The following is a 26,156-nucleotide window of genomic DNA, read 5'->3' on the forward strand; positions in this document are numbered from 1 at the left end:
CGGAGTCATTCGGGCAGAGTCGTCTACCGTAACCGGCTTTATTGTAAAAGTGTAGCGTCCCGGGGGGATTAATACAGAAAAAGCGTGACAACCTGTCACGCTTTTAACCTGAGGATAGTGTGAGGACAGCTTGCAGAGACGGGTCGCAAGCTGTGTTTCAGGCTTATTCGCCGAAACTGCCGGCTGCGCCCGGGTAGACCACCGGACTTTCAATGCCTTCCTTGCTGACACTGGCAACACCAAAGAAGTAATTGTCGATGACAATATTTTCCAGTGTGGCTTCAGTGACATCACCAACAAATTTGCTGTATTGCCACTGCGGTGCATCGGTGTATCGCCAGTACAACTTATAACCGGCTAACTGAGGGTTTTGTTTACTTTTGGCGGCTTTCCATTTCAGCGTGGTGGAAGGCTGTACCGCCCCTTCAATGGATACCTCTGCCGGCGGAGCGGGTGCCCAGGACATAGCAGCCAGACTCACTGCATTCAGTCCGGTCAGTTTAGCTGCATAGTCGAAGTCAACGCCGTCCAGGGTGTCGCCGTATACAATGCCGTCTTCCGTGCGTAAGTCCTGATGCTGGCGGGTATAGTTCTCGTTGGTTTCCATGATGCGGATACCGGGATAGCCTAAATCATTGAATGGCCGGTGGTGTCCGCCGCGGCCGAACCGGTCGAGCCGGTAGATCACCATAGTGTCTAAATTTTCGATGTACTGATCAGCAATTTTATCAATATAACGAGCCAGATTACGGCTGGGAGAATCCACTTCTCCGCCGGTGAAGCGCCGGGTACGGGCTTCTGCCTCAGTTTCAGTGACTCTGGTTCCTTCAGCGAACAGGCGGGCGGTACTGTTATTGATCACGCCGTTCACCCCTTCGATATTGCCAATCATATCGTTGTTCAGCACCGCCTTTATGCGCCAGCCTTCTTTCTGTGCTTTTGCGGCGAGAATTTTACCGCCGAATAAACCCTGTTCCTCACCGGAAAGTGCGGCGTAAACAATGGTGCCGTTAAACTTGTACTGGCTGAGTACCCGTGCTGCTTCCAGTGTACCGGCAACACCTGAGGCGTTGTCGTTTGCGCCGGGACTGTCTGATGTGAAATCCATCACATCTGATACCCGTGAATCAATGTCACCGGACATGATCACGTAGCGGTCCGGATCGGTGGTTCCCCGTTGAATAGCAATAACATTGACCACCTCCACCGGATCGGGAATTCGCTTCTCGCCACTGATGGTGTCTCTGACCGTAATAACCTCAAGGCAGCCGCCGCATTCAGCGGAGATTTGTTCGAATTCTTTCTGGATCCAGCGACGGGCCGCACCAATGCCACGGGTGTCTGATTTGGTTTCAGACAATGTGTGACGGGTACCGAAATTCACTAGTGTAGTGATGTCTTTTTCAATGCGGTCTGCAGAAATTGCTTTAGCAATATCGTGCAGGCGCGGATCGTCGTTAGCGGTGGGGGCTGCTATCGCTGAAGTGGACAGCAGCATGATAGTAGCAACCAGTGTGCGTGGTAGCATAAACACTCCTTCAAGCCTGTTGTAAGTGCCACGCTTATGGTTGCGTGGCTGTCGGGATATCGGTTTTACATGCCCCGATACTTTTAACTCTTATTCATATTGATTCTACTATGTAACTGAAAAGGTAACACAATGCACGACCGTCTAAGCCTTTAATTCATCGAATATTTTGGTAAGGCAACTTAAGCTTATCTGGTTCAGTCGGGTAAGCCACTCTGTAATCCTGAGGAGCGGGAAACCACTTGAGTCCATCAGTCTATTTATGTAAAGAAGCGAATTTACAATTTTATTGATGAATTAAATACATCGAGAATCACGATTTCATACTTTTTGTCACTTCGATAATAGTAGTTTTGCGATTAATTTTTACGCGAAATTAACCTTTTATTAAAGAATGGTATTGCGGAGCGATAATAATGAAACACTCAATTCATCGATACACGGCAGTATATATTTCCACACTTCTGGCTCTTTCTGCATGCGGCAGTGATTCTACCGAAGATAATAATGAAAACACTGTCGAAGACGTAACTTTGACAATAGCTAGTGGGGAGTCCGTGGAGATTACCAAAAGCACTTCATACGATGTGCTGATAATAGAAGAGGACGCAAGTGTAACTGCGCCTGAAGGAAAGTCGCTCACATTAACGGTAGATTCTGTGGAGACAGCAATAGCAAGCGGTGAGTATTCCGGAGACGTTGTTTTAAGTGTTACAGACTCAATTCCGGTAGTTTACAGTGACAGCATTACCAATTATTTCAGAACAGCTGTTTATATTGAGGACGGCGCTTATGTAGCTGAGAAATCTGTATTGGCAGCTCTGGCTCAGGGGGAAGTTGATGACGCAACTGCAAGTGACTTGGTTATCTCATCTACCGGAGCAAATTTCAATGGCATTGTGGTGACGAGTAGTGCTGAAAGTACAGATTCTTATGACTATCTGATAGATAGCCCGACTATGGATTTTACCGGAAACGGTGGTAACGACTTTTCCGGATATGGCGCAGCTATTATGTCTTCAGGCTACGCCAATGTGCAGGTAAACGATGCTGTGATTACAACTAATGGTGCGATACGTACCGCAGTGTTTGTTGGCGGAAATAGTACAATGACAGTCAACAATGCGGTTATAGAAACCTATAACGGCACGCTACCCGAAGATTATACGTTCAATGTGGATTTGGGACGGATGATGGAAGCGCCGTGGATGCTTGGTATTACCGGCAATGTCAGATCAACGAACCTCGTAGGAAATGGTACTGCTTACTACATCAATTCTGTTATCACATCACAGGGATGGGGAGTGCTATCGACCGATGATACCAGTGACAGCCGGCTTTACTGCATTAATTCAGACATCAAAACTATCGAGAGCGGTTACGGCGCTTATTCTATTGGTAATAATCTGGATTATTTCAGCGGTTGTAATATGGATGTTGTGGACTATGGCGTCATTATGGCTGCTCCCGGTGACACTACATTCACAGATAGCTCCTACGTAAAGTCTGCCAGAATTGGTGTCATGTTGCATAGTGGAACTGGTGAGCTACGGATTGAGAATGGTACTGTATTTGAAACACAGGAAGCTGTCATTCAGGCAAAAAGTTCGTTTCCCACCATTGTTATTGATAACGCCACATTAGTTGCTTCAAATAATGTTCTTCTGGAAATGATTGAAAACGACGATCCCTACGGAGCCTACCTGCAAAGCCTGAATACTGGTAGCGAGAGCGGAGGTGGAAATCAACCTCCTGAGGGTGGGGATGCTTCTCAACTCAATGATGGAGGAGCATCATCTGAACTTGTTGCAACGTTATCGGACGTGACGCTAACGGGTGACATTATCAACGGTAACACTGCGAACGGCTCGCTTTCGCTGACATTAGAAGGAGCGACATTAACTGGTGCAATTACAACATCTGAAGCGACGCCGGGTTATCTGGAGTTTTACGATGATGCGGTTTCTTTCTTTACCGATGTTCTTGAATCTGACGGTTACGTCAATTACAACCTGATTGGAAAGGTTGTTCATGAATATACAGAAGTGGAAGCTGAAGATACGATCTCAGTTTTCATGGACAGCACATCCAGTTGGACAGTGACAACTACCTCTTATATTTCATCACTCAACATAGAGGACGGCGCAATACTAAGTGCACTGGATGGTATGAATTTAACTTTGCTAGTAGATGGTGTGCAAGTTGATATTGAGCCCGGTATGTATAGCGGTAAAGTAACTTTACAGGTAACCGACAGCGAATAATCTCTATGAATATGGGCGTCTTTTGTCGCCCATTTTTATGACATATGCGGAGGTTTGGAGATTTAGTGTGAATTCATTGTGTAAAATTTTAGCGTTCTTTATTTTTATACAGACCCCATGCCTGGCTGATGACCAGGAGAATAGTAAACCCGTAATAACTATGCTTGGGTTGCCGCTCTACCAACCCGAATATAGTTTCTGGCAGCGCTATGTGAGTAGAATAATGAAAAGTAACGGTCAGGAGATTAGTGAGGAGCTTGTCCGAACGGAAGCATTAGCTCTGGCTTGTTACGAAAGAAGTGTTAATGTTTATGCAGAGTCATCAGGAATATCATTGACGGACGCTGACAGAAACTACCTCTCGGAAAAAAGGGAAGCGAATATTCGAATATACGGGAATGCTACGGAATATCTTCGCATCATAGCAAGGCATTACGTGAACGAGTCGGTATATAGCTATCTACAGGAAACGGAGCTTAAAGCTGCACAATTGTTTAATTTGTGGTTCGGAGAAAAAGGTCAGAACCTGAAAAACAAAGATTTAAAAAGCTATCTTGCCGAAAACCCTCTGTACAGCGGTTTCTATTTAAAATTGCCTAAGACTGTAAACGGGCATGATCAGTACAAAAAGATTGCAGAGTTGAGAAATTCTATACTGCAATCCAAAGACAAATATCAAAAAATTCGAGAATTTATCAGAAGTGAAACACGGGACATAAAACAAGCCAACATGCGCCAAGGACGACAATTCGTTCAGGGAACTTTGCCTTCAAATGTGGAAAGTGCTTTTTCTGAAGTTGCCGTAGGAGAATTGAGCAGTGTAGTGACTACCAATGATGCTTATTTCGTCATATTACCAACTTCGCTGGGAGCAGATACACTTATAAATAATACAGGAAAAACACTTCGGTACTGGGTGGCATATGACGGGCTCTTCAAAGCTAAAATTAAAGCTCCCTGTAATGAGGAGCTTCTGAAACATACGTTGGCTTGATGAGAAGGCCCGCGTCTTTATATGAAGGCGTAGGCGTCACCGAAGAGTTTACCGGTGGACAGGCCACATGCTGCAAAGTCATCCCGTGCCACTTTGGCCATTTCGAAACGCCCTGCAATATAAACCTGCTTGTCAGATAAATCCGGATAGTCAGTCATCACAGCTTTGTGAACCCAACCGGTTTTACCCTGCCAGCCTTCTTCAGGAAATTCTACTACCGGAGCGAAGGTGAAATAGTCATGCTTAGCCGCTAATGCTGTCAGTTCATCGAATAGATAGAGATCTGACTGATTGCGTCCGCCCCAGTAAAGGGTCACTGGCGTAGTTGCATGATCTTTCAGTGCCTGCTGCAAAATAGACCAGGTATAAGAAAAACCGGTACCACCGGCGATAAGAATCATGTCTGAACCATCACTTTGTAATGATGCTTCTCCGTGACCGCCACTTAAGGTGACTTCGCCTTCATTACGCATTTTATCGAGGACTTCGGTGGCGTAAGCGTTTTTCTCATCTGCACCAATGTGCAATTCGATTCGACCATTGTCATAAGCCGGATTAGCGATGGAAAACGGGCGCTTATCTTTTCCGCCCATATGCACCATGATGTACTGACCGGCTTTAAAATCCACCGGCTGCGCAGGCGTTAACTCAACTTTATAAACGACCTCAGTTAACGGCGTGATGGCCGTAACCTTACACTGAAATTCCGACATATTTTCCTATCACTATTAATTTAAATGTGTTGTGAGTGAGCGAAGCGGCGGAGGAGTCTGTGTGAAATTAAAACTCTCCGCAGCATGGATGCTGCGGCGAAGCGCCCAGGGATGGGTTTACCGCGTGTTTGAATTTCACACAGACTTCACCTGCCAATGGTTCGCACACACACTCCCCGCTTTCACGCCTGCGTCCGGCTTTATGCAAAAAAATTGTTTGCGGAGCGTAGAAATAATGAGCGTTTTAATTTCGCACACACGCTCCGCGCTAATCAGTCCATAATACCAAGACTGTCCCAGATGTCATCCACGCGCTGTTTCACGTTTTCATCCATGACAATAGGCGTGCCCCACTCGCGGTCCGTTTCACCCGGCATTTTATTAGTGGCATCCATACCCATTTTAGACCCCAGACCGGAAACCGGAGAGGCAAAATCCAGGTAATCAATGGGAGTGTTCTCAATAAGAACAGTGTCTCTTGCAGGGTCCATTCTGGTGGTAATGGCCCATATCACGTCTTCCCAGTTACGGGCGTCCACATCGTCATCACACACAATCACAAATTTGGTATACATGAATTGACGCAGGAACGACCAGACGCCCATCATCACCCGTTTGGCGTGGCCGGGATACTGCTTCTTCATGGTGACGACCGCCATGCGGTAAGAACACCCTTCCGGCGGCAGATAAAAATCGACGATTTCAGGGAATTGCTTTTGCAAAATAGGCACGAACACTTCGTTCAGTGCTACACCCAGAATCGCAGGCTCATCCGGCGGACGGCCGGTATACGTAGAGTGATAAATGGGCTTCTGACGGTGGGTGATGTGGGTGACAGTGAACACCGGGAAAGAATCGACTTCGTTATAGTAGCCGGTGTGGTCACCGTAGGGACCTTCCGGTGCTACTTCGTCCTGAGCGATATAACCTTCCAGCACGATTTCAGCACTGGCCGGCACCTGCAAGTCATTACTGAGAGATTTTACCACTTCTGTTTTGCTGCCACGTAACAAGCCGGCAAAGGCATATTCCGACAGCGTATCCGGCACCGGGGTTACGGCACCTAAAATGGTGGCCGGATCTGCGCCAAGCGCTACAGACACCGGATAAGGTTCGCCGGGATGGGTTTGACACCATTCACGAAAATCCAGGGCACCGCCACGGTGGGATAACCAGCGCATAATGACTTTGTTTTTCCCGATGACCTGCTGACGGTAAATACCCAGGTTCTGACGTTTTTTGTGCGGACCTTTGGTAACCGTTAATCCCCAGGTGATCAGTGGCGCGGCATCGCCCGGCCAGCAGCGCTGAACCGGCAGCTTAGATAAGTCGACGTCATCACCGCTGAGCACCACTTCCTGACATGGCGCTTTCTTCACTTCTTTGGCCGGCATGTTCAGAACCTGTTTGAACACCGGTAATTTTTCCCAGAGATCCTTCAAACCCTTAGGCGGCTCGGGCTCTTTTAAGTAGGCAAGTAATTTACCTACTTCCCTGAGCGCCGATACTGATGACTGGCCCATTCCCAGTGCTACACGTTCCGGCGTACCAAACAGGTTTGCCAGTACCGGCATGTCTGACCCTTTCGGGTTCTCAAATAACAGGGCCGGACCTTTGGCCCGCAATGTACGGTCGGCGATTTCCGTCATTTCCAGGTCGGTGTCGATTTCCTGTGTAATGCGTTTCAGCTCGCCTCTGGCTTCAAGTTGCTCAATAAAATCCCGTAGATCTTTGTATTTCATCGTTTCCGTGTTTATTGCATCCTGAGAATGGTAGCCGGAGTATATCACTTAACGGCCGGATCCGTTTCAGGGGATGCCGGTTTGTGTCATAAACTTAATTGAGCAGCAGGTTGTTGATATAAATTAATCTGGACAGCGGCTGCAAATGGTAGTGTTATAGCGGATGTACCCGCAGTATTTGCCTTACAATTAACCCTGCTGTGGTGCACTCAAACAATAACAGTGTCAGGAGAGTGTAATGGTGTTAGTAGATCAGGATATGGTCGACGAGTTAAATCTTCTTCTTAAATTTCCGGCGTCCAGTCTCATGCAGGGACTGAAAATTCATCACGACGCCAGCCAGTCAGTTGTTCACGCCGCAGAACGTCTTTACTCAAAAGGGATCATTACTCAGCCTGACGGCGGCTATCTTACCGACCTGGGCGTAGACCTGGCAGAGCATGCCCGGCACATCCAGTCAGCATTATCGATGAAACTGAACTAAGCTTGCAGCTTAAGCTTTACCGTACCCCGCCGATAAATTAAACATAGCGGTGCGATGCCTGATACTGACGGCATCGTTCACCGGCACCGGGGTTAATGACAGTTCAGGTTTTCATATGAAAAATCGCGTAATTCTTTTGTTTACATCATTGCTGTGTGTCGCCGGGCTTAATGTGTCTTCTGCTCAGGAGATCAAAGCCGTGCAACTGTACACACAGGATGAGCTCATCAAAATGATCAACAAAAATGAGCACCTTACACGGGTGGTCACCGATCGTTGTCAGCTGGTACAGGATATTGAAGCCCACGCAGAAGTGCTGAAGGAGCCCGCTTATCAGTTTCTCTGGGGCGATATGCTGGCCTGGGGGGTCTGTGTGGATGCCGAACCTGAGCGCGGGATTGGATTTATCCGTGATGCATCGGAACAGGGATTGCCAGCTGCGCTTGAGCAACTGGGCCGGTACTATGCCAAAGGCACCCTGGTGCAGACAGATAAACAGCGTGCAGTCATTTATCTCCGTGAAGCCTCAGCACTGGGTAACTTAAAAGCACAAATGCAACTTGCGCAACTGTTTCTCGATGGTCACGGCAGCCCTTACGATTATGAAGATACCTATCACTGGCTGTATAACGCAGTGACAGGTGACAAAAAAACGCACAGCGACATCGCCGGATACTTGTCGGAACTGGAAAAGCTGATGCACCCGAAAGCGGTAAGAAACGCCAGACGGCCTGCTGATTCCTGACAGTATTTACTTTGGTTGCTCAGGTGCTTTCTCAATCAGGCCCTTGAGGGTTTCCAGCGTATCGGCCTCTGCGGCAGGTTTATCCCAGCGGATACGGTGAATGCGGGGGAAGCGTAAAGCTACCCCTGATTTATGCCGGCTTGAGGGATGTACAGCATCAAACGCGACTTCTACCACCAGCTCCTTTTTTACTTCCCTTACCGGACCAAAACGACCCGTTGCATTGCGGCGTACCCAGTTATCCAGCTTCTTGAGTTCTTCATCAGTGAAGCCGGAATAAGCTTTGCCCACCGGGAGCAGTGTATCGCCCTCCCGGGCACCGAAGGTGAAGTCTGAATAAAAGCTGGAACGTTTGCCGTGTCCGCGCTGGGCATACATAACGACTGCATCAATTAACAGGGGATCCCGTTTCCATTTATACCACAGCCCTTTTGGGCGGCCGGGTACATAGGTACTGTCTTTGCGTTTCAGCATCAGTCCTTCAATGGAGGTGTCTTCTGTGACATCCCTGTGCAGTGCCTCCAGTTCAGCCACATCACTCACACTGTAGGTGGGAGATAAATGCAGGCGCTCCCCCGGATATTTTTTAATGTAATCCGCCAGGCGCTGACGACGCTCAGTTAATGGCAAGGCCATCAGTGACTCGCCATTAAGTTCCAGCAGGTCATAGGCCATGATTGCTACCGGCAGTGATTGCATAAGTTTTGCGGAGGGTTTCTTCTTATTTAATCGTTGCTGTAATTGATTGAAGGTATCGACCTTATCGCCGTGCATCACCAGTAATTCACCATCGAGTACCAGGTTATGATCGATGGTGTCCAGCAGATCCGGAAACGAACCACTGATATCGTCACCGGTGCGGCTGAACAGGGCTTTGCCCGCAGGAGCCGATACAAGTTGCACACGGATGCCGTCGAACTTGGGTTCAATCTGCCATTCGCCCGCGGCAAGTTTTTCCCGTGTATCATCATCGATAGGGTGGGAAAGCATCACAGGATGAAAGGTAACCCGGTCAGAAATATCCGGCTTCGGCCCTTTATTTTCCAGCCAGTTCAACAATTCAGTGTAAGGCGGCTCGACGCCATGCCAGAGGGCTTCAATTTCTTCTACAGGCACTTCACCGTAGCTGGCAAGGATTTGCTTAATGCTGCGGGCAGAAACCCCTATGCGCAATCCCCGTGTACCCAGTTTTATCAGCGCCCAGCGCTGAGAGGCTGTCATGTTATCGAGAAGGGCAGTAAGCAACGGTTTTACTTCTGTCCGCTTCGCCTCGCGGAATGATTCGACAATCTCATTCAGACCGGGCAGCACAACATCGCCTGAGGGCTGAGTTTCAGGTTGCCACAGGTGCGCCACCGTTTCGCTCATCTCGCCTACGTAGTCGTAGCTCATGGCAAAAAGATTTTCGTCGATGCGTTCAAGCATCAAGGTTTTTATTGTATTGCGCTTAAAAAAATCGAATCTGAGTTCACCGGCGATGGCCGCGATTGCCCAGCCCCTGTCCGGATCCGGAGTGGTAGCAATGTAATGGGAAATCAGCGCGGCTTTGGCGTTGGTGCCGCTGGTAAAATAAAGCTGTTCAAGTAAATCACTGAATGCTTCCATCAGCCGGTTTCCTCATCGTCATCGTAGCCGACCATAGAAAGCGCTCTGGCTTTAAAACCCATCAGATTTGCCTGATACATCAGTGCATCTTCGCGGCCATGAGTCACCCACACTTCTTTGGGAGAGACTTCTTCGATGGTTTGCAGTAACTCCGGCCAGTCACAGTGATCGGAAATAATCAGGGGCAGTTCAACCTGGCGTTGCCGGGCGCGGGCACGAATCTGCATCCAGCCTGATGCCATCACGGTGCGTACATCTGGCAGGGAACGGGACCAGCGATCAGCCAGTGCTGAGGGCGGGGCCAAGACAATTTCGCCGGCAAGAGAGGTCTTATCCTCCACGTCACTGACCGGAATCAATTCTCCCAGTGCTATACCCTGTTGCTGATAGAGCTCGCATAATTTGAGCAGTGCGCCATGCAGATAAACAGGTTTGTGATAGCCAGCTTCCCGCAAACCAATAAGCACCCGTTGGCATTTTCCCAGCGCATAGGTGCCGACCAGATGGCATCGGTGAGGGAAAACGCTTAGTGATGTAAGTAACTTATCGATTTCATGACTGATTGGCGGGTGAGTGAATACCGGCAGACCGAAGGTGGCTTCAGTAATGAACACATCGCAGGGCACCACTTCGAAGGGCGGACAGGTAGGATCGTGACGACGCTTGTAATCACCGGATATCACCAGGCGGCTTCCGCGATACTCCAGCAGCACCTGGACAGAGCCAAGAATATGACCGGCAGGATAGAGGGTCATAGTGACAGGGTCTGCACTGTCTCCCAATGACACGGGAACGCCCGGCTTAAGCGCAGTGGTGCGTTCTGCCATCTCCTCACCGTAGCGGGTTTTCATGATCGCCAGGGTTTCAGCTGAAGCGAATACATGTTGATGACCTGCGCGGGCATGATCAGCATGACCATGGGTAACCACGGCGTTTTCCGCCGGTTGCATCGGGTCGATGTAAAGCTTCGCAGGATGACAATATAATCCTGCCTCTTCTACCGATATCCAGTCTTGTGGGTGCACCCTGTACTCCGTAAACCTGTTTGGTTTAGTTGTACGTTCCGGGCGCTTAAACAGATGTGCTGTGAGCAAACCAGAACATGACATTGATTTAATACCGGGCGACTGAAACCACCAGGGCTGTTCATGCGTAACTAACTGGTTTATGGCAAAAAGACTTCCACCTCCTTTTTATCAGTGGCTACGAAGTAAAGGCTGGCAACTGCGCGACTATCAACGTCGTATGCTGCCGGCTGTCGCGGACAATAACGCCACACTGCTGATTGCTCCTACCGGGGCAGGAAAAACCCTGTCCGGTTTTCTGCCTTCTCTGGCTGATTTATACCGCCATCCCGTAGCAGGATTGCACACCTTGTATATATCTCCTTTGAAAGCCCTGACAAACGACATTCAGCGCAACCTGATGGCACCGGTGGAGGCCATGGATCTGCCGGTAACCATTGAGACCCGTACCGGAGACACCCCATCCCATAAACGCCAGCGTCAGCGGCGCAAACCGCCGAATATTTTGCTTACCACACCGGAATCACTGATGCTTTTGCTGTCGTATGCCGATGCACCGGCCATATTCAAAAACTTGAAGACGGTGATCATTGATGAGGTTCACAGCCTGGTTGCCAATAAGCGTGGCGATTTCACTTCTCTTGCACTGGCAAGGTTACAAACCCTTGCGCCTGATATGCACCGTGTCGGATTGTCGGCAACGGTTGCACACCCTGAGGTTATTGCCGGCTGGCTTGGCCGGACGGGGGAACCGGCTGAAGTGATTCAGGTACCGCAGGCGGTGAAGCCTGAAATTACCCTTCTGGAATCAGAGCACCGCATGCCGTTCGGCGGCTTTATGGCACGCTACGCCATGGAAGAAGTTTACACCGCGATTAAACTGGCAGGCACCACACTGGTGTTTGTGAATACCCGTGCACAGGCCGAGCTTGTATTTCAGATGCTGTGGGAAGAAAACCGGGAGGGTTTACCTATTGCGTTGTACCACGGTTCTTTGTCGAAAGATCAACGCCGCAAAACTGAAAGCCTGATGGGGCAGGGGAGTTTACGGGCTATTGTCAGTACCTCTGCGCTGGAGTTGGGGATTGACTGGGGTGATATCGACCTGGTCATACAGATTGGCGCCCCCAAAGGCGTCAGCCGGTTGCTACAGCGTATTGGACGGGCAAATCACCGGCTGGATGAACCCAGTAAAGCGTTGCTGGTGCCGGCTAACCGGTTTGAAGCGGTGGAATGCAGGGCGGCGATGAATGCCATTGCTGCAGGCGAGCTGGATGGCGAGCCGCTGCTTCCCGGGGCGATGGATATCCTGCCGCAATTTATACTCAATTGCGCCTGCAGTCAGCCCGCAGACCCGGAGGATATTTACCGGCAGGTACTGGATGCCGCACCGTATCAAAGTATCGATTACGCCGATTTCATGAAGTTGTGGCAGTTTACCGTTGATGGCGGTTATGCGCTGCGGGCCTACGAGCGTTACCAGCGGATGGAAAAACGGGAGGACGGCACGTACAGCCCTGCATCCAAACGGGTTATTCAGCGTCACCGGCAAAATATCGGCACCATAGTGGAAGCCGGACGGTTGAAAGTGAAGCGCATCCGCCGGGGCAATCAGGGCAAAATTATTGGTGAAGTGGAAGAGTACTTCGCCCAGCAGCTGGTGCCCGGCGACACCTTTATGTTTGCCGGAGAAATCCTTAAATTCGAAGCTATCCGGGACATGCAGTTGCACGCAAAGCCCGCCAAAGGCGGTGAGCCGAAAATCCCTTCCTACGCCGGCGGGCAAATGCCTATGTCTACCTTTCTGGCAGAGGGCGTAAGGCAGATACTGGATACGCCGGCAGACTGGTCAACGTTGCCGGCACAGGTACGGGAGTGGCTGGAATTGCAGCAGGCATTCTCGGCCCTGCCCGACAAAACGCGGGTGCTGATTGAGCAGTTTCCTTACCGCAAAACAAACTACTTATTGTTTTATACCTTCGAGGGCCGCAAGGCGAACCAGACTCTCGGCATGCTGATGACGCGACGCATGGAAAAAATGCGTTTAAAACCGCTGAGCTTTTCTGTCACCGACTATGGTTTGTCTGTATGTTTGCTGGAGAAGGTGACAGAAGTGCAACTGGAACAATTGTTCCGGCAGGATATTTTGGGTGACGAACTGGAAGACTGGATGCTGCATGCACCGATGCTGAAACGGTCATTCAGGCAGGTTGCCGTGGTCAGCGGCCTGACAGAACAACGCTATCACAGCAGCAACAAAACCATGAAGCAGGTCACCTTTTCCACTGATCTGATTTACGATACCTTGCGGGAACATGAACCCGACCATATTTTACTGACTGTTACCCGTGCGGACGCAGAGAGGGAGCTACTGGATTTGAAACGGCTGGCTGACATGCTGATCCGGTTTTATGACAAACTGCACTTTGTGACGTTACCCAAAGTGTCTCCCATGGCCATTCCCATTGTGCTGGATGTTCGCAGTGAACAGGTGAAAGGCGCCGGTGCACATGCAGTGATAGAGCAGGCCAGTTTGTATCAGGAAGCAGAAGACATGATGGCAGACATCAGAGCCTTGTTAAGTGGTGACGCGCCGGGTGAAGCAGGGAGAAACAGATAGAAAGTGCAGGATATTGAGTGGCGATAACAGAAGAACAGCTTAACCGTCTGGTAGCGCACAACAGAGCAGTGCCGGTAAGGTTTGCGCAGCAGGTGTTTATTGCCGATGGCAGGGGCGTGCTGTATTGCCCGGCCAGGGACGCGCTGGTGGTATCCGATCTGCATTTCGAAAAGGGAAGCTATCTGAGCCGGTTTGCCAACCCGTTGCCACAACTGGACAGTCTGGCGACATTGCAGCGCCTGCAGAAAATACTGTCAGACTATGCGCCGGCACAGGTTATCTGCCTGGGGGACAGTTTCCATGATGCCGGTGGCTTTGATCGCATGGGCATTGCAGAAAGGAAGCTGCTGGCTGGTTTAACGGCACAATATAAAGACTGGGTATGGATAGCCGGCAACCATGACCCTGAGATCCCGGCCGGTGCCGGTGGCCGCACAATCGATGTTTTGCACTGGGGCAATATCAGGCTGCAGCACGAACCGGATGAATCCGCAGACACGCCTTCCGGTGCAAGAACTCCGGCCGCGCAAATCATCGGCCATTTTCACCCTAAAACCCACACTTGCGTTGGCAGAAAACGTTTCTCCGGTAAGTGTTTTGTAAGCGATGACAGCCTGTTTATCATGCCTGCCTTCGGGCAGTACACCGGTGGTCTGGATGTCAGCAGCGGGGTGCTCACTGCGTTGCTGAAGCCAGGTGAAAGGCAATGTTTTTTACTGTACGAAAATAAGATATATCGCTGTAAATCTGACTGAAAGTACAGTTATCCTGTTGTATCGGGTGTACTACACTGGCACGCAGTTATCTACCGGAATGCTGCCACTATGTACACACATCGTCGCTGCCCCTGCTGCAAAAGTCGCAGTATTTGCATGAAAGCCCTCGCTAACAGCGGTAAGTTTATGTGCCGTGAATGCTGGCAACCTGTCAGAGTCAGCCGGTTATGGCGATACGGTGCAACCTTGTTTATGCTGGTAAGCACATTCCTGCTGTTTCAGTTTACATTCCGCTTCGCCGGGGCAGTATTATTTTTCCCTTCTCTGATGCTGCTTGCAGGGAATGATATCTATGCGGTGAGGTGGTTTCCGCTGACCAGATTTAAAGACAGTGATTTTGTGGGGGATGAGCTGGATAAGCGCACAAGCCACCGTTTGCGCTGAAGGCAAGACGGCAGCCTGCGGGCTGGCGGAGGATCAGTCCCGCCAGCGTTTAGTTAAATCTTCATAGGCGTCAATGCGACGGTCACGGAAGTAAGGCCAGATGCGTTTTACCTTTTCAGTTCTTTCCATATCCAGTTCTACCGCCAGCGTTTCCTCTTTGTCGGCGGAGGCCTGTGCAAGCACTTCACCTTGGGGGCCGGAAATAAAGCTCTGTCCCCAGAACTGAATTCCCGGGTCGCCTTCTACCGGAGAGGCTTCAAAACCGGTACGGTTTGCCACAATGACAGGTAACGAGTTGGCAACAGAGTGAGCGCGCTGAATCGTATGCCAGGCACCGTGCTGGCGCTGACGCTCTTCTTCCGTATCAGTCATATCCCATCCGATAGCGGTGGGGTAGAACAATAAATCAGCACCGGCCATCGCCATCAGGCGGGCTGCTTCCGGATACCACTGATCCCAGCAAACCAGCACACCGAGTTTACCCACACTGGTTTCAATTGGCTTAAAGCCCATGTCGCCCGGCGTAAAGTAAAACTTCTCGTAAAAACCGGGATCATCAGGAATATGCATTTTGCGGTATTTACCGGCAATTTCTTTGCTGCGGTCAAACACCACGGCGGTATTGTGATACAGCCCTGAGCCCCGCTTTTCGAACAAAGAGGTTACCAGCACAATATTGTGTTTTTCTGCCAGCTCGCCAAAGAAGTCTGTAGCCGGTCCCGGAATGGGCTCTGCCAGATCAAATGCATTCGTGTCTTCTTCCTGACAGAAATACAGTGTTGAATGCAGCTCCTGTAATAAAATACATTCGCAACCTTCAGCGGCCAGCTTAGCAACCTGCTCTGCACTCTTGTTCCAGTTGGTGGCTTTATCGTTGCCGGCAACGGCCTGCTGAACCAGACCTACTTTAAGGGATTTCTTAGGCATAGAGGGTCACTCCTTTATTCAGTTGAGCCAGTACAGCAGGCTTCAATGTGTTAACCGGAACCTGCATGGAAATACAATGCAGACTGCCGTATTGTCGTACCAGGGTGTCACACTTCACCGGTACGATGGTGTGATCAGGGAAGGCGGCCTGCGTGACGGCAATGGCTTCTGCGTCCTGAGGCTGCTGATAAACAGGCAGTAAAACCGCATCATTGCAAATCAGGAAATTCGCGTAGGATGCAGGCAGGCGTTCACCGTCATCGTTATACATTTCCGGTAACGGCAATCTGAATTGCTCGTGGGCAGGGAACGCATCTGCGCACTCTTCACACAATGCAGCCAGACCGGCAAAATGACTGTCTTCGGGACAGTTATCCGCGGCCTGAATAACCAGACCTTGTGACGGTGTAAAACGCACCAGTGTATCAATGTGACCGTCGGTGTCGTCGCCTTCAAGGTGTCCCTGATGAAAAATGGTCACTGCAGAGCAATCCAGCATCTTGCGGAATTCATCATCATATTGTGCCAGGGGCATTTTGCCGTTGCGCTCAGGATTTTGCAGGCACTGTGCCGTTGACAGCAGGTGGCCGTTCTCATCAATCTCCAGAGCGCCGCCTTCCGCAACGACATCACTGGTTTTCAGTGGAAGCTGACACATACCCGCCAGATAACGCTGGTTTACCCGGTTATCCAGTGACGCATCGAATTTATTGCCCCAGCCGTTAAACTGAAACTCGACGGGTTGTCCCGGGCTGGTTGTATCGCCCGCGGCTCTGCATGTTAAAAATGCATAGTCCCGTGCCCACGTATCATTGAATTCAGCAGACACAATTAATACCCGTGCACTGGCAGGTAAGCGGCTTTGCACGCCGGCAATATCACTTTCACGGCACAGCAGAATGACACCGGCTTTGGCGGCATTCACCTGCTCAATCACCTGCAGATAAGTGGCTCTTGTTTCTTCAAGCCAGGGAGCCCAGTCAGTCTGGTCATGGGGCCAGGCGAGGATCACAGCATCGATAGCTTCCCACTCAGGAATAAGTGGTGAAGGTGTGTTCGTCATTGCGGTTCCGTTGAATCAGTTAGTAGACGGCGCAAGTATACCCCGTCCCAAAATGGCGATAAATAAAAGACGTTGAAATCAGTTGAATTTAAGATGGCGTCCGCCGTTGACCTGCAACGTCTCTCCGGTCACATACGATGCATTGAGCAGATAGTTCACTGCATCCACCGCAGCCTGAGCGCCGGGCTCACTCTGCATCAGCGACTTCGCCAGCGCTTTTTGCTTATAGGCTTCATCGTCACCTTCGTTAAACATCAGCAGTGCCGGCGCAATGGTGTTTACCTTTACATCCGGCGCGAGCATTTGTGCAAATGATAAGGTCAGGTTATGCAGTGCCGCTTTGCTGGCAGCGTAAGCCAGGTGTTTTTCACTGCCAATGTCCTGCACAAAATCGGTTATGTGGATGATATCTGTTTTTTCTTCTGTGGTTGTCAGTAACGATTTCAATCCCATATTCATCAGATAAGGCGCTTTCGCGTGGATTTGCATCATGGCATCAAACAGGGCCGCATAATCTTTGCTGTGTTTTTCTGAGTCCCATGATGATGCATTGTGAATGACCGCCCGCAGGCTGGTTGTGTGACTTTTCACCGCTTCAATACATCGCAGGATGCCGTCATCGGTGCTAAAATCTGCACAAATTGCCACCGCACCGGCTTTTTCAAGGCGCTCAATGGAAGCTTTATGAGTACGGTATGTTACAATTACGGGATAGTTGTTTGTGAGCAGGTTTTCGGCGATGGCAAGGCCAACGCGCTGCGAAGCACCGGTTATCAGCACTGGACTGGGCAAAGCAAACTCCTTGGATGATCAGGTTAACGCCCCTGGTTTCATCATTAAATTTTTATCATCTGACGAAAAAAGTGGTCTGTAAGTATAGCCTTTTTCGTTAAATGAAAATCAGGTTGTTCGGAATTTTTCTAATGTTATCAAATGAAGCAGTAGTTGTACGTGACGCAATCGAACCCGGATTGTCCCCTGCGGCAATTAAGGTAAGAAATGCACTTGAAGCGAAAGGACTGGAAACACCCATGGTGCGCAATGGTCTGTCTGATGATGAGAAGCGCGCACGCATTCAGGCGGCGATGACAGACATCATGGATACGCTCGGGTTAGATCGTACTGATGACAGTCTGGCTGAAACGCCGGCTCGCATTGCGAAAATGTACGTCAATGAAATATTTGGCGGTCTGGACTACCGGAATTTTCCTAAGATCACTGTGATTGAGAACAAGATGCAGCTCAATCAACCCGTACAGGTTACAGATATCAGCCTGACAAGTACCTGTGAACACCACTTTGTTACCATCGATGGCACGGCAAGAGTATCTTATATCCCGAAAGATACAGTGATTGGTTTGTCGAAACTGAACCGTCTGGTGAGCTTCTTTGCCCAGCGACCTCAGGTACAGGAACGGCTCACGCAGCAAGTGCTGGTGGCTATCCAGACGCTGGCGGGCACTGAGGATGTGGCGGTATCTATTAATGCGACGCATTACTGCGTAAAAGCCCGCGGGATCAGAGATACCAATTCCTACACGAAAACCTCTGCACTCGGCGGACAATTCACTACCGACCCGTTACTCCGTCAGGAATTCTTCAGAGACTAATTAAGGTTAAGAAAACTGCCTGCGCACACAGGCAGTTTGCATGTTTGAGAAGATTATCGCAGCGCGATATCAGAAGACGCTAAAGAGACAATAAGATTGATTTTCTCGCCGATACCATCGGCGGGTACCACTTCCAGATGAGAACCGCACTTGTCACAGGTGGTGTACATTTCACGGTACATTTCACGGTGCGTATCCAGTTCAATGGCATTGATATGACTACAATGCGGGCAAAGATATTCTTGCTCCAGGGTAGCATTCATAACGTTTCCTTATTTTAAAGTGAAGTCGCGATTTCTGTTCCGTAGAAATCGATACATCAGTCGCCTCTGCAACTAACAGTGTTATTAACAGCTAAATTCTCCACGTCTGTTGCCGGGACTTCTAAAACCGCAAGAGACATATAAGGAGGATCAGATGAAAGCACTAACGGGATTATAGTCCAATTACAGAATTGTAAAGAACTATTCACCACCGGTTTTCAAATAACTACGATGAATAACTTAAAAAGGTTTGAAAATGCGCCGGCATAGGGGAAGCCGGCGCATGAGGGTCAGATAAGCCACCAGCTTAACTGATAGGGACGCAGTGAAATAACCTGTTCGTGACCAGTGAGCTTGCTGTCACTTAACAAGTCACGGGCCGGTTTATGTTCGATAGTATTCAAAATATTGCCGCTTACCTGCTGTGCATGCTCGCTGAAATTGCACAGGCCCAGCATTTTCTGGCCCTGCTGGTTATAGCGGACAAAACCAAAGCAATGATGATTACCGGTATCCAGGATTTCCGTACGGGCATCACCGAAAACAGCATGCTGCCTGCGGATATCCAGCATTGTTTTCAGACCATTAAAGACTTTTCGTTGGCAGGCTTCATTAAGGCCGGCCGGCGCTTTGTCCTGGTTCATCACATTTTCAATATGCGCATCAGTAACCGCTATACGGTTTACCCAGCGGTCATCATGACGCTTCGCCGGGTTGTCGCGGTAGCTATAGTCGTTCAGTAAACCGAGTTCATCGCTGGAATAAATAAGCGGAATACCGCCGATAGAAAAGGTAATGCCGTAAAGCAACAGCATACGTTCTATGGCTGTGTCGATGGCATTCTGATCCATGCTGACCAGTGCTTTTTCCAGTCCGCAAAGTGAAGCCAGTGAACCACATACACGGCAGTCACCATTCGACGGATTTTCTGCAAAAGGAACACCTGACGAAAACGAACCGTCAAAACGACCGGTGAAATACTGGTTCAGGAAGTAACGGTGATCATAAGGGTTAACACCAATCTCATGCGCTACGCCGTCATCGAATGTCCAGCCAATATCATCGTGACAACGCACATAGTTCACCCATGTGGTGTCGTCAGGAATGACAAAGCTCTTCTTCAGAGATTGTGTCAGCAGGCGTGTTTTTCTTGTGGCGAGACTGTTCCACAATAATGCCATTAATAACGGGTTATAAGACAGTTGGCACTCTTTCTTATCGATGTACTTCACCACCTCGTCAGGATGCACAATCGCTTCTGATTTGAATACAACGGCCGGCGCTACGATTTGAAGGCAGGCGTTGAATGCCTGGATCAGGCGGTGGGCATTGGGCTGATTTTCGCAATTGGTGCCCATGTCTTTCCAGATAAAGGCGAGGGCATCCAGACGCAGTCCTGCACAACCTATGTTTGCCAGAAACAGCATTTCTGAAGTGATGGCGTTAAACACTTCCGGATTACTGTAATTTAAATCCCACTGGAAACTGTTGAACGTCGTCCACACCCATTTTTCCATGGTGTCGTTGTAGGTGAAGCTGCCCCTGCGGACCTGAGGGAAAATTTCCCGTAAATCCCGCTCATATTGATCAGGAATGGTACGGTCATCAAACAGGTAATAATAGTTCTGACAGGTTTTATCCCCCGCCAGCGCAGCCTTCGCCCATGCGTGTTCGTCTGAGGTGTGGTTAAAAACAAAATCCAGCACCAGGTCTATGCCTTCTGCCTGCAACGCATCTGACAGAGCTTCAAGATCTTTCATATTACCCAGTGACGGGTTCACTTTGCGGTAATCGGAAACTGCGTAGCCGCCATCACTGTCACCTTCGGGTGAATCGTACAGTGGCATTAAATGAATGTAGGTGATCCCCAGCGCTTTATAGTAGGGGATTTTATGGTGCAAATCTTTCAGTGTCGGACCCATGAGATCGACGTAACAGGCGAGTCCGGTTTGTTCCTGACCTTTATACCAGCGGGGATCCTTCAGCTTGGCAGCATCCTGCTGTTTTAACTTTGGCTTACGGGCTTTCAGTCCGTCTCGCAGCAGCTCTACCAGTTTTTGCAGATGGTAATAACAGTCATACTGATGACCATACACAAAGGTATAACGTTGGAATAACGTGGGGAAGTGGGCTTCCAGACGACTGACAAAGGTTGCACTGTCGCGCTTACTGAGCATGGACAGATCCACAGAAGCCAGAATACGGCTTAAACACTGTTCGCTGTCTGCGGCATAATTCATTTTATACTCCTGCCTTTCACTGTAAACACCGGAAGATGGCGGTTTGGAATTCACATTTGATTCACAATGATGTTTACAGAGTTTGTACGTTCTGTTACTTTATCTTAAACGATTAAGTGATTTTTGCAAAACATTCTGAATGACTTATTTCTAGTGTCTCAGGAGAAATTGTCTACACTTAATCGAAAAAGTCTCACACGTTTAAATGGTTAAGTTTAGACGAGGTGATGATAAAGAAATGTTAATAGTTGAAATTTAATCCTCAGGTGAGGGGCCACAGGTTGCCTTATCTGCAGTTTATGAGGCAGCCGTATGCAACAGTCGAACAGCCAGTTCATTCGATGGCTTACGTACTTAATGTTTATGATGTTCGCAATGACATCAGATTCTGTGGGCGAAATAATTAAAGAAGTGAAAGTGGCCTTTGATGTCACTAATGCTCAGGCAAGTCTGATGCATTCTCTGCCCATGCTGGGTATTGCAATGTCTGGTTTGTTACTGGGGTTTCTTGCTGACCGCCTTGGTCGTAAAACCACCATCATAATCGGATTAAGTGTATTCGGTCTGGCGTGCTACAGCTTCTTTATCGCCAACAACTTTGTTTTTATTGTCAGCCTGATGACCTTATCCGGCATTGCGGTAGGTATTTTTAAAACAGGTGCGCTGGCGCTTATCGGTGATATTTCCTCATCAACGAAACAGCATACCGCTACCATGAACGGTGCTGAGGCCTTCTTTGGAGTGGGTGCGATAATCGGCCCGCTGATCGTTGCCTGGCTTATTCATAAGGGTGTGCCCTGGCAGTACCTGTACATTATCGCCGGCGGGATCTGCACATTTCTGATAGTGGTTGCGGTGTGGGTGAAGTATCCGGTTTATACCCGCAATCAGGACGACAGCGTTGAAAAAGTCTCAGTCCGTCAAAGTTTGTCTCTGGTTAAAAATCCTTATGCGCTGGGTTTTTCCACCGGTGCCTTTTTATATGTTGCTGCGGAAAGTGCGATTTATGTGTGGATGCCAAGCTATCTGGTGTGCGACGCAGCCTCGTTAAGAGCGACTTATGATTGTTATACCGGCGGCGCGGCCCAAACTCTGGCCATTTATTCTGTTACCGCTTTTTTCATACTTCGTGCTGCCGGACGTTTTGTCGGGATCTGGATGATGAGTCATTTTAACTGGGCACTGGTTCTGATGTTATTCAGCGGTGCCATTGTTGTGTGCTTTGCCGGCGGTCTGATGGGGGGCAAACAGGTGGCACTTTATCTGTTTCCGCTTACCGGTATCTTTATGTCGGTGATTTATCCTACGTTTAATTCCAAAGGCATCAGTTGCTTTCCTAAACATCAGCACGGATCGGTGGCGGGTGTGATACTCTTTTTCACTGCAGCCGGAGCAGCGGCCGGTCCGTTCATTATGGGACTGGTCAGTGACGCAAATGGTGGTGATGCTAAATATGGCTTTATGGTTGCCACCGTGTTTGCCAGTTTGCTGTTTGCCGGTCTGTTATTTAATTATCTGAAGAACCCGACTCAACGTCAGTTAGAAAAAATTGAGGCTAGTGAATATGGCGCTGCTTGATCAGTATTATGCGGTTATTGAAGCCGGCGGAACAAAGTTTAATTGCGCTATTGTGGATGCTGCCAGGCATATCGTTGAAGAAATCCGCATACCCACTACGACGCCGGAAGAAACCCTGGCTGCCTGTGTCAGTTTCTTTGAAGCACAGCGGGCCAGAGGCTACCACTTTTCGAAGATGGGAATTGCCAGTTTTGGTCCGTTGGATTTGGATAAAAGCTCCGATACCTGGGGCTTCATTACCAAAACGCCGAAACCTCACTGGAGCTTCGCGTCTGTTGCGCCTTACTTTGCCAGCGCACTGGATTGTGAGGTTGAAATTGATACCGACGTGAATGCTGCAGCGCTGGCGGAATATCGCTGGGGTGCCGCGCAGGAAGCCAGCGTGGCTGTGTATGTAACGGTTGGTACCGGTGTCGGCGGCGGAGTGGTGATTAACGGAAAGCCCCTGCATGGTCTGGTGCATCCTGAAATGGGCCATTTTAAAGTCATCCCGCCAAAGGGCATAGAAGGTGTGTGCCCTTTCCACGGTAATTGCGTGGAAGGTCTGGCATCAGGTACGGCACTGGGTAAAATCTGGGGACAGCCGTCTGATACGCTGCCGGATGATCACGAAGCCTGGGATAAACTTGCCGACGTGCTGGCGCAATTGTGCCATAACCTGATGGTAGGTTTAAGCGCCCAAAAAATCGTGTTCGGTGGCGGTGTAATGCAGAAAACGGGCATGATGGAGCGTATTGTTTATAAAACGTCAGCCAGCCTGAAGGACTACATTGTCTTCCCTCAGGGCAAGAGTCTGGACGACATTATTTGTCTGCCGGGGCTGGGTACCCGCTCGGGCATTTATGGCGCGCTGGCGCTGCTGGACCATGACGCATAACGTGTCAGTTAATTTCGTACAGTTCCAGTGGTAAACCATCGGGATCCTGAAAGAACGTAAAGCGTTTTTGTGTGTAGGGATCGGTACGGATATCTTCGCAGCTGACATCATGTGCTGTCAGCTGCGCCACAGCCTTATCAATATCACTGACTTTAAAAGCCAGATGCCTTAATCCCTGCGCCTCGGGGCGTGAAGGTCTTGCCGGTGCGCCGGGAAAGGAAAATAACTCTATCTGAGAGCCATCTGGCAGGGCGAGGTCGCACTTCCATGAATCCCGTGCTTCACGGTAATTTTCGTCAATAACACTGAAACCCAGTATGTCTGTGTAAAAGGCTTTTGAAGCCTGGTAGTCGTTGCAGATTATCGCAACATGATGAAAGCCGTTTAGCATGGTGTTCCTTAGCGGGATAAAATCCTTAAAAAAGGAGAAACCGGCGGGCTTCTCCTTGCATAGATGGTGTCAGCTGCTCAGGGCACATCACTGCCGCGGGCTGACTCAAGCAGAGCGTACCAGTGTTCACGGCTTAAGGTGACGTTGGTTGCCTCTGTGCACTGCCTGATACGTTGCAGGTTTGTGGTACCGATCACAGGTTGAATGCCGGCAGGATGGCGCATCAGCCAGCCCAGTACAATGGCTTCCGGTGACACACCATACTCTGCTGCGAGTTTGGTAACCAGCGCCGCCGTGGCAACATCTTCTTCAAATTCAGCATTGCCGCCAGTATACCGGCCCTGTGCCAGGCTTCCCCATGCCTGCAACTGCACCTTATTCAGCATACAATGTTCAATGGTTCCGGGCGCATAGCCCATGTTGCGGTTGTGGACACTGTTAGTGGTAATGCCATCTTCTACCCAGTCGCGGAATGCCAGGCTCATTTCAAGCTGATTGGCGACAATGGGGGTATCCAGTGCGCTTTGCAAAAATGCAATTTGATGACCGTGCATGTTAGACACACCGAGGTGTTTAATTTTGCCTGAAGTCTGCAAATCATGGATGGTTTGTGCAACTTCGCTGAGTTCAATCAGCGGGTCAGGTCTGTGCAGCAGTAAAATATCCAGTTGCTCAATGCCTAAACGGGACAAAATACCGTCTACAGATTCCGTTATCCATTTGGCAGAAAAGTCATAGCGCTTGGGACCTGCTTCATCTTCAAAGCGGATGGCGCATTTTGATTGCAGAATCATCTTCTCTTTCAGCGATGGTGCATCTTTTAGTACTTGCCCGAATACCTGTTCCGCTTTGGTCAGTGTATAAATATCGGCATGATCGAAAACGGTGATGTTATTTTCAAGCGCTGTTTCGATGACGTCTCTGGCCTGCGTGTAATGTCCACGGGTGACCGGGGAGCTGTCCCAGTCACCGCCGAGGCCCATACAGCCGTAGACCAGTTTACTCGCGTTGGGAAAATAGTGAGATAACATGCAAAGTCCTGAATTGGTTTTGTTTATTTTTGCCAGATTAACATGTTTTCAGGTATCCGGATCGGGTTTGCAATCGTATGTAAGCCAAACATGTTTAATTTGATTGTAAGAGTGCCAGCTATGCGTTTATTCACTTTTTTCATTTTCTCTTTGTTTGCGATTTCCGGTTGTACATCGAAACCGGAGGGCATACAGCCGGTAAAAGATTTCCGGCTCGACAGGTATCTTGGTACCTGGTACGAAATTGCAAGATTACCCCATTCCTTTGAAGAGGGTCTTACGCAGGTAACGGCGACTTATTCTCTGGCTGAAGACGGCAGTGTGAAAGTTATCAACCGGGGATATGACGGCGAAGATAACAAATGGGACGAGGCTGAAGGTAAAGCCCTGTTCGTAGAAGATGAGCAAACCGCGCACCTTAAAGTGTCTTTCTTCGGGCCTTTCTATGCCAGCTATGTGGTGATAGCGCTGGATGAAAACTACCAGTATGCCATGGTGACCGGTCCCGACCGCGATTATTTGTGGATCTTGTCCCGTAATCCGTCGATGCAGGAGGATTTGCTGCGATCTCTGGTAAGTAAAGCAGAGGGAATGGGTTACGACACCGGTAAGTTGATCTACGTTAAACAGGATATGCACCGTGCTGAATGAGCGGCACGGAAAATAAAACCCTGCTACAATTGCGGTTTTTCCTCACCGGAGTAAATTGTGGAAAATCGTGTAATGAGCCGTGCGGGCAGCGCATGTGAGTTGTGTGGCAGTCAGGACCTGGTTGCACTGTACGAAGTGCCTTTTTCACCCGACAGTGAAGCGGATACGCATATCGCTGCGTGTCAGGTTTGCCGTGACCAGTTAAATGGCGAAAGTGAATTAAATGCAGACCACTGGCGCTGCCTGAACGAAGCCGTGTGGTCGCCTGTTGCACCGGTACAGGTGACGGCGTGGCGCATGCTGAATAAGCTGAAATCAGAGACCTGGGCTCAGGATTTGCTGGACATTGCGTATCTTGAAGACAATGTGCGTGCCTGGGGCGAGGCCGGTCTGGTGGATCTGAACCGTGAGCCGACACTGGATTGCAACGGAACCGCGCTGGCTGCCGGTGACACCGTTCATCTGGTCAAAGATCTGAACGTGAAAGGCGCCACATTCACTGCAAAGCGGGGAACGGCTGTACGTAATATTGGCTTAAGTGATAACCCGCTTCACATTGAAGGCCGTGTAAACGGTACCCGCATCGTCATTATTGCCGCCTATACAAAGAAAGCCTGAAACCCGGGTCAGACTGTCGCGCATTTT

24 protein-coding genes are annotated in these 26,156 nt (G+C 49.5%); 12 read left to right on the forward strand and 12 right to left on the reverse strand.

Annotated features, from left to right (window positions below; translation table 11 throughout):
• Positions 1–163: 163 nt before the first annotated feature.
• Entirely contained in the window at positions 164–1,498 is a 1,335-nt protein-coding gene (locus ACXAGR_RS23460; protein ID WP_474852899.1) for a M28 family metallopeptidase, read from the reverse strand.
• A 446-nt stretch (positions 1,499–1,944) separates the two neighbouring features.
• Here ACXAGR_RS23460 and ACXAGR_RS23465 point away from each other — a divergent pair, with 446 nt between their 5' ends.
• Together ACXAGR_RS23465 and ACXAGR_RS23470 are read left to right on the forward strand one after the other, a co-directional pair.
• Positions 1,945–3,792, forward strand: a complete 1,848-nt coding sequence (locus ACXAGR_RS23465; protein ID WP_474852865.1) for a hypothetical protein — start codon at positions 1,945–1,947, stop codon at positions 3,790–3,792.
• A gap of 223 nt (positions 3,793–4,015) precedes the next feature.
• Complete coding sequence (locus ACXAGR_RS23470; protein ID WP_474852867.1) at positions 4,016–4,786, forward strand: hypothetical protein; 771 nt, start codon at positions 4,016–4,018, stop codon at positions 4,784–4,786.
• Between the two features lie 17 nt (positions 4,787–4,803).
• Here ACXAGR_RS23470 and fre read toward each other — a convergent pair whose 3' ends face one another.
• Together fre and ubiD are read right to left on the reverse strand one after the other, a co-directional pair.
• On the reverse strand, positions 4,804–5,499 hold the full coding sequence (fre, locus tag ACXAGR_RS23475) for an NAD(P)H-flavin reductase (protein ID WP_474852869.1): 696 nt from the start codon (positions 5,497–5,499) through the stop codon (positions 4,804–4,806).
• Positions 5,500–5,771: 272 nt separating this feature from the next.
• Positions 5,772–7,241, reverse strand: a complete 1,470-nt coding sequence (gene ubiD, locus ACXAGR_RS23480) for a 4-hydroxy-3-polyprenylbenzoate decarboxylase (protein ID WP_474846251.1) — start codon at positions 7,239–7,241, stop codon at positions 5,772–5,774.
• Between the two features lie 238 nt (positions 7,242–7,479).
• On the opposite strand from ubiD, the gene ACXAGR_RS23485 reads away from it, so the two are divergent.
• Both ACXAGR_RS23485 and ACXAGR_RS23490 read left to right on the forward strand, forming a co-directional pair.
• Positions 7,480–7,725, forward strand: a complete 246-nt coding sequence (locus ACXAGR_RS23485) for a TIGR02647 family protein (RefSeq protein ID WP_119502642.1) — start codon at positions 7,480–7,482, stop codon at positions 7,723–7,725.
• Between the two features lie 115 nt (positions 7,726–7,840).
• Positions 7,841–8,470: a tetratricopeptide repeat protein gene (locus ACXAGR_RS23490; protein WP_474852871.1), complete on the forward strand. Its 630-nt coding sequence runs from the start codon at positions 7,841–7,843 to the stop codon at positions 8,468–8,470.
• A 6-nt stretch (positions 8,471–8,476) separates the two neighbouring features.
• Here ACXAGR_RS23490 and ACXAGR_RS23495 read toward each other — a convergent pair whose 3' ends face one another.
• Together ACXAGR_RS23495 and ACXAGR_RS23500 are read right to left on the reverse strand one after the other, a co-directional pair.
• Positions 8,477–10,075 carry a cisplatin damage response ATP-dependent DNA ligase gene (locus ACXAGR_RS23495; protein ID WP_474852873.1) on the reverse strand — a complete coding sequence of 533 codons (1,599 nt, stop codon included), beginning with the start codon at positions 10,073–10,075 and terminating at the stop codon, positions 8,477–8,479.
• Positions 10,075–11,100 carry a ligase-associated DNA damage response exonuclease gene (locus ACXAGR_RS23500; protein ID WP_474846245.1) on the reverse strand — a complete coding sequence of 342 codons (1,026 nt, stop codon included), beginning with the start codon at positions 11,098–11,100 and terminating at the stop codon, positions 10,075–10,077. Before ACXAGR_RS23500 ends, ACXAGR_RS23495 begins: the two co-directional genes overlap by 1 nt.
• A 142-nt stretch (positions 11,101–11,242) precedes the next feature.
• On the opposite strand from ACXAGR_RS23500, the gene ACXAGR_RS23505 reads away from it, so the two are divergent.
• The 3 genes from ACXAGR_RS23505 (at position 11,243) to ACXAGR_RS23515 (ending at position 14,880) form a co-directional block, all read left to right on the forward strand.
• Complete coding sequence (locus ACXAGR_RS23505) at positions 11,243–13,720, forward strand: ligase-associated DNA damage response DEXH box helicase (RefSeq protein WP_474852875.1); 2,478 nt, start codon at positions 11,243–11,245, stop codon at positions 13,718–13,720.
• Positions 13,721–13,737: 17 nt separating this feature from the next.
• Complete coding sequence (pdeM, locus tag ACXAGR_RS23510; RefSeq protein WP_474852877.1) at positions 13,738–14,475, forward strand: ligase-associated DNA damage response endonuclease PdeM; 738 nt, start codon at positions 13,738–13,740, stop codon at positions 14,473–14,475.
• Positions 14,476–14,592: 117 nt separating this feature from the next.
• Complete coding sequence (locus tag ACXAGR_RS23515) at positions 14,593–14,880, forward strand: hypothetical protein (protein WP_474852879.1); 288 nt, start codon at positions 14,593–14,595, stop codon at positions 14,878–14,880.
• 33 nt (positions 14,881–14,913) lie between these two features.
• On the opposite strand, the gene ACXAGR_RS23520 is transcribed toward ACXAGR_RS23515, so the two are convergent.
• The 3 genes from ACXAGR_RS23520 to folM form a co-directional block, all read right to left on the reverse strand.
• On the reverse strand, positions 14,914–15,807 hold the full coding sequence (locus ACXAGR_RS23520) for a carbon-nitrogen hydrolase (RefSeq protein WP_119502635.1): 894 nt from the start codon (positions 15,805–15,807) through the stop codon (positions 14,914–14,916).
• Entirely contained in the window at positions 15,800–16,870 is a 1,071-nt protein-coding gene (locus ACXAGR_RS23525) for an agmatine deiminase family protein (RefSeq protein WP_474852882.1), read from the reverse strand. The genes ACXAGR_RS23520 and ACXAGR_RS23525 overlap by 8 nt, the downstream gene beginning before the upstream one ends.
• A 78-nt stretch (positions 16,871–16,948) precedes the next feature.
• Positions 16,949–17,662, reverse strand: coding sequence for a dihydromonapterin reductase (gene folM / locus ACXAGR_RS23530; RefSeq protein WP_303575522.1), 714 nt, complete (start codon positions 17,660–17,662; stop codon positions 16,949–16,951).
• Positions 17,663–17,793: 131 nt separating this feature from the next.
• Here folM and folE point away from each other — a divergent pair, with 131 nt between their 5' ends.
• A complete protein-coding gene (gene folE / locus ACXAGR_RS23535) occupies positions 17,794–18,480 on the forward strand; it encodes a GTP cyclohydrolase I FolE (protein ID WP_474852884.1) in 687 nt (228 codons plus the stop codon).
• A gap of 53 nt (positions 18,481–18,533) precedes the next feature.
• Here the strand turns inward: folE and ACXAGR_RS23540 are convergent, their stop codons facing one another.
• Positions 18,534–18,743, reverse strand: coding sequence for a hypothetical protein (locus tag ACXAGR_RS23540; protein WP_303575518.1), 210 nt, complete (start codon positions 18,741–18,743; stop codon positions 18,534–18,536).
• A gap of 290 nt (positions 18,744–19,033) precedes the next feature.
• On the reverse strand, positions 19,034–20,983 hold the full coding sequence (locus tag ACXAGR_RS23545) for an alpha-amylase family protein (protein WP_119502630.1): 1,950 nt from the start codon (positions 20,981–20,983) through the stop codon (positions 19,034–19,036).
• A gap of 357 nt (positions 20,984–21,340) precedes the next feature.
• On the opposite strand from ACXAGR_RS23545, the gene ACXAGR_RS23550 reads away from it, so the two are divergent.
• Together ACXAGR_RS23550 and ACXAGR_RS23555 are read left to right on the forward strand one after the other, a co-directional pair.
• Complete coding sequence (locus tag ACXAGR_RS23550) at positions 21,341–22,561, forward strand: MFS transporter (protein WP_474846309.1); 1,221 nt, start codon at positions 21,341–21,343, stop codon at positions 22,559–22,561.
• On the forward strand, positions 22,548–23,438 hold the full coding sequence (locus tag ACXAGR_RS23555; RefSeq protein ID WP_474846229.1) for an ROK family protein: 891 nt from the start codon (positions 22,548–22,550) through the stop codon (positions 23,436–23,438). The genes ACXAGR_RS23550 and ACXAGR_RS23555 overlap by 14 nt, the downstream gene beginning before the upstream one ends.
• A gap of 4 nt (positions 23,439–23,442) precedes the next feature.
• On the opposite strand, the gene gloA2 is transcribed toward ACXAGR_RS23555, so the two are convergent.
• Positions 23,443–23,829, reverse strand: coding sequence for an SMU1112c/YaeR family gloxylase I-like metalloprotein (gloA2, locus tag ACXAGR_RS23560; protein ID WP_303575512.1), 387 nt, complete (start codon positions 23,827–23,829; stop codon positions 23,443–23,445).
• A 77-nt stretch (positions 23,830–23,906) separates the two neighbouring features.
• Positions 23,907–24,860, reverse strand: a complete 954-nt coding sequence (locus tag ACXAGR_RS23565) for an aldo/keto reductase (RefSeq protein ID WP_474846227.1) — start codon at positions 24,858–24,860, stop codon at positions 23,907–23,909.
• A 120-nt stretch (positions 24,861–24,980) separates the two neighbouring features.
• Between ACXAGR_RS23565 and ACXAGR_RS23570 the strand changes: the two genes are divergently transcribed.
• Positions 24,981–25,511 (forward strand): lipocalin family protein, encoded by a 531-nt coding sequence (locus ACXAGR_RS23570; protein WP_474852901.1) that lies wholly within the window; start codon positions 24,981–24,983, stop codon positions 25,509–25,511.
• Between the two features lie 54 nt (positions 25,512–25,565).
• Entirely contained in the window at positions 25,566–26,129 is a 564-nt protein-coding gene (locus ACXAGR_RS23575) for a PhnA domain-containing protein (RefSeq protein WP_349591049.1), read from the forward strand.
• The last annotated feature ends 27 nt before the right edge of the window (positions 26,130–26,156 follow it).

This window comes from Alteromonas sp. ABH4_457, from assembly GCF_056160625.1.

Coding starts and splice junctions, on each gene's coding strand:
- folE (WP_474852884.1), top strand. CDS start 17,794: ATGTTATCAAATGAAGCAGTAGTTGTACGTGACGCAATCGAACCCGGA.
- ACXAGR_RS23550 (WP_474846309.1), top strand. CDS start 21,341: ATGTTTATGATGTTCGCAATGACATCAGATTCTGTGGGCGAAATAATT.
- ACXAGR_RS23460 (WP_474852899.1), bottom strand. CDS start 1,498: ATGCTGCTGTCCACTTCAGCGATAGCAGCCCCCACCGCTAACGACGAT.
- ACXAGR_RS23570 (WP_474852901.1), top strand. CDS start 24,981: ATGCGTTTATTCACTTTTTTCATTTTCTCTTTGTTTGCGATTTCCGGT.
- ACXAGR_RS23520 (WP_119502635.1), bottom strand. CDS start 15,807: ATGCCTAAGAAATCCCTTAAAGTAGGTCTGGTTCAGCAGGCCGTTGCC.
- ACXAGR_RS23495 (WP_474852873.1), bottom strand. CDS start 10,075: ATGGAAGCATTCAGTGATTTACTTGAACAGCTTTATTTTACCAGCGGC.
- ACXAGR_RS23470 (WP_474852867.1), top strand. CDS start 4,016: ATGAAAAGTAACGGTCAGGAGATTAGTGAGGAGCTTGTCCGAACGGAA.
- ACXAGR_RS23555 (WP_474846229.1), top strand. CDS start 22,548: ATGGCGCTGCTTGATCAGTATTATGCGGTTATTGAAGCCGGCGGAACA.
- ACXAGR_RS23525 (WP_474852882.1), bottom strand. CDS start 16,870: ATGACGAACACACCTTCACCACTTATTCCTGAGTGGGAAGCTATCGAT.
- ACXAGR_RS23465 (WP_474852865.1), top strand. CDS start 1,945: ATGAAACACTCAATTCATCGATACACGGCAGTATATATTTCCACACTT.
- ACXAGR_RS23545 (WP_119502630.1), bottom strand. CDS start 20,983: ATGAATTATGCCGCAGACAGCGAACAGTGTTTAAGCCGTATTCTGGCT.
- ACXAGR_RS23505 (WP_474852875.1), top strand. CDS start 11,243: ATGGCAAAAAGACTTCCACCTCCTTTTTATCAGTGGCTACGAAGTAAA.
- ACXAGR_RS23515 (WP_474852879.1), top strand. CDS start 14,593: ATGAAAGCCCTCGCTAACAGCGGTAAGTTTATGTGCCGTGAATGCTGG.
- ACXAGR_RS23485 (WP_119502642.1), top strand. CDS start 7,480: ATGGTGTTAGTAGATCAGGATATGGTCGACGAGTTAAATCTTCTTCTT.
- ubiD (WP_474846251.1), bottom strand. CDS start 7,241: ATGAAATACAAAGATCTACGGGATTTTATTGAGCAACTTGAAGCCAGA.
- gloA2 (WP_303575512.1), bottom strand. CDS start 23,829: ATGCTAAACGGCTTTCATCATGTTGCGATAATCTGCAACGACTACCAG.
- ACXAGR_RS23565 (WP_474846227.1), bottom strand. CDS start 24,860: ATGTTATCTCACTATTTTCCCAACGCGAGTAAACTGGTCTACGGCTGT.
- fre (WP_474852869.1), bottom strand. CDS start 5,499: ATGTCGGAATTTCAGTGTAAGGTTACGGCCATCACGCCGTTAACTGAG.
- ACXAGR_RS23540 (WP_303575518.1), bottom strand. CDS start 18,743: ATGAATGCTACCCTGGAGCAAGAATATCTTTGCCCGCATTGTAGTCAT.
- ACXAGR_RS23490 (WP_474852871.1), top strand. CDS start 7,841: ATGAAAAATCGCGTAATTCTTTTGTTTACATCATTGCTGTGTGTCGCC.